Below are 2,082 nucleotides of genomic sequence, written 5' to 3' on the forward strand. Positions count from 1 at the left end.
CCCGACCGGGCGCCATGCCGCCTTTCTCCCTCTCCCGCCGGGAGAGGGTCGGGGTGAGGGATACCCGACTCGCCTGCTATTCGGAGCACACTATGTTAGAAGATCTTAAACGCCAGGTGCTGGAAGCTAACCTGGCTCTGCCAAAGCATAATCTGGTGACCTTAACCTGGGGCAACGTCAGCGCCGTCGACCGCGAGAAAGGGGTGTTCGTGATCAAACCCTCCGGTGTGGATTACCGCGTGATGACCGCCGACGATATGGTGGTGGTCAGTCTGGAGAGCGGCGAAGTGGTAGAGGGTAATAAAAAGCCCTCGTCGGATACCCCGACCCATCGCCTGCTGTATCAGGCCTTCCCGACGCTGGGCGGCATTGTGCATACCCATTCGCGCCACGCCACCATCTGGGCGCAGGCCGGGCAATCTATTCCCGCGACCGGCACTACCCATGCCGACTACTTTTATGGCCCGGTGCCCTGCACCAGGTTAATGACCGATGCGGAGATCAACGGCGACTATGAGTGGGAAACCGGCAACGTGATTGTCGAAACCTTCCGCCAGCAGGGAATCGACCCGGCGCAGATGCCCGGCGTGCTGGTCCATTCCCACGGCCCGTTCGCCTGGGGCAAGAACGCCGAAGACGCGGTGCATAACGCCATCGTGCTGGAAGAGATCGCCTATATGGGGATTTTCTGCCGCCAGCTGGCGCCGCAGCTGCCGGCTATGCAGCAGACCCTGCTGGATAAGCACTATCTGCGTAAGCACGGGGCCAAAGCCTACTACGGCCAATAATCACCCTGCTCGCGCTGCGCTTAGCAGGGCCAGGGCTCTGCGCCATCTGGTAGCCTGGATAAGGCGCAAGCCGCAATCCGGGGCAACATTAGCGCCGAACACCTGTATAAAACCCCAGCACCCTTCATGAAACCAGGCTATAATCAGGCCTGGTTTTTTATCGGCGAGAATACCCGTGACCCAGCCACGAGCAGGATTTTTACTCACCCGTCACTGGCGGGACACTCCGCAGGGCACCGAGCTCTCCTTCTGGCTGGCCACCGACGACGGTCCGCTGCAGGTCACCCTCCCGCCGCAGGAGTCCGTCGCCTTTATTCCCGAAGCGCAGCGGGCGCAGGCTGAACGGCTGCTGCAGGGGGAGAAAGGGCTCCGCTTCGCCCCGCTGGCCCTGAAAGATTTCCACCGTCAGCCAATTGTTGGCCTCTACTGCCGCGCCCATCGCCAGTTGATGCGTCTGGAGAAGATGCTCCGCGACAGCGGCGTCACCGTTTACGAAGGCGATATCCGCCCGCCGGAGCGCTATCTGATGGAGCGCTTTATCACCGCCCCGGTGTGGGTGGAAGGCGAAACGCGCGGCTCGCAGCTGGTCAACGCGCGCATGAAGCCGAACCCTGACTATCGTCCGCCGCTGAAATGGGTGTCGCTGGATATCGAAACCAGCCGCCACGGCGAGCTGTACTGCATCGGTCTGGAAGGCTGCGGCCAGCGGGTGGTCTACATGCTGGGCCCCGAACCGGAAACGCCGCCAGACGTCGACTTCGAGCTGGTCTTCACCGCCAGCCGTCCCCTGCTGCTGGAAAAGCTCAACGCCTGGTTTGCCGAACACGACCCCGACGTGCTGATCGGCTGGAACGTAGTGCAGTTCGATCTGCGCGTTCTGCAAAAGCACGCCGAACGCTATCGCATCCCGCTGCGGCTCGGCCGCGGCAACAGCGAGCTGGAGTGGCGTGAGCACGGCTTTAAGAACGGCGTCTTTTTCGCCCAGGCCAACGGGCGGCTGATTATCGACGGCATCGACGCGCTAAAATCGGCGTTCTGGAATTTCTCCTCCTTTTCGCTGGAGGCGGTGGCCCGCGAGCTGCTGGGAGAAGGCAAAGCCATCGACAACCCATGGGATCGGATGGATGAGATCGATCGCCGCTTTCATGAAGACAAACCGGCGCTGGCCATCTATAACCTGCAGGATTGCGAGCTGGTGACGCGGATCTTCCACAAAACGGAGATCATGCCGTTTTTGCTCGAACGGGCGACGGTCAACGGTCTGCCCGCCGACCGCCACGGCGGCGCGGGCGCC

General features: G+C 61.9%; 2 protein-coding genes. Both read left to right on the forward strand.

Annotation, left to right across the window (positions count from 1 at the left end):
• Positions 1-92 precede the first annotated feature (92 nt).
• Complete coding sequence (gene araD / locus HMPREF9538_RS08705) at positions 93-788, forward strand: L-ribulose-5-phosphate 4-epimerase (protein WP_002888353.1); 696 nt, start codon at positions 93-95, stop codon at positions 786-788.
• 175 nt (positions 789-963) lie between these two features.
• Positions 964-2,082: 3'-5' exonuclease (locus tag HMPREF9538_RS08700; RefSeq protein WP_009485682.1), on the forward strand; the 1,119-nt coding region annotated here is incomplete at its 3' end.

Origin of the sequence: Klebsiella sp. MS 92-3, assembly GCF_000195655.1 — a bacterium.
In the GTDB taxonomy this organism is placed as follows: domain Bacteria; phylum Pseudomonadota; class Gammaproteobacteria; order Enterobacterales; family Enterobacteriaceae; genus Klebsiella; species Klebsiella pneumoniae.

What these genes read in the sequence shown, in the direction of transcription:
- araD (WP_002888353.1), top strand. Translation starts at nt 93, where the DNA reads ATGTTAGAAGATCTTAAACGCCAGGTGCTGGAAGCTAACCTGGCTCTG.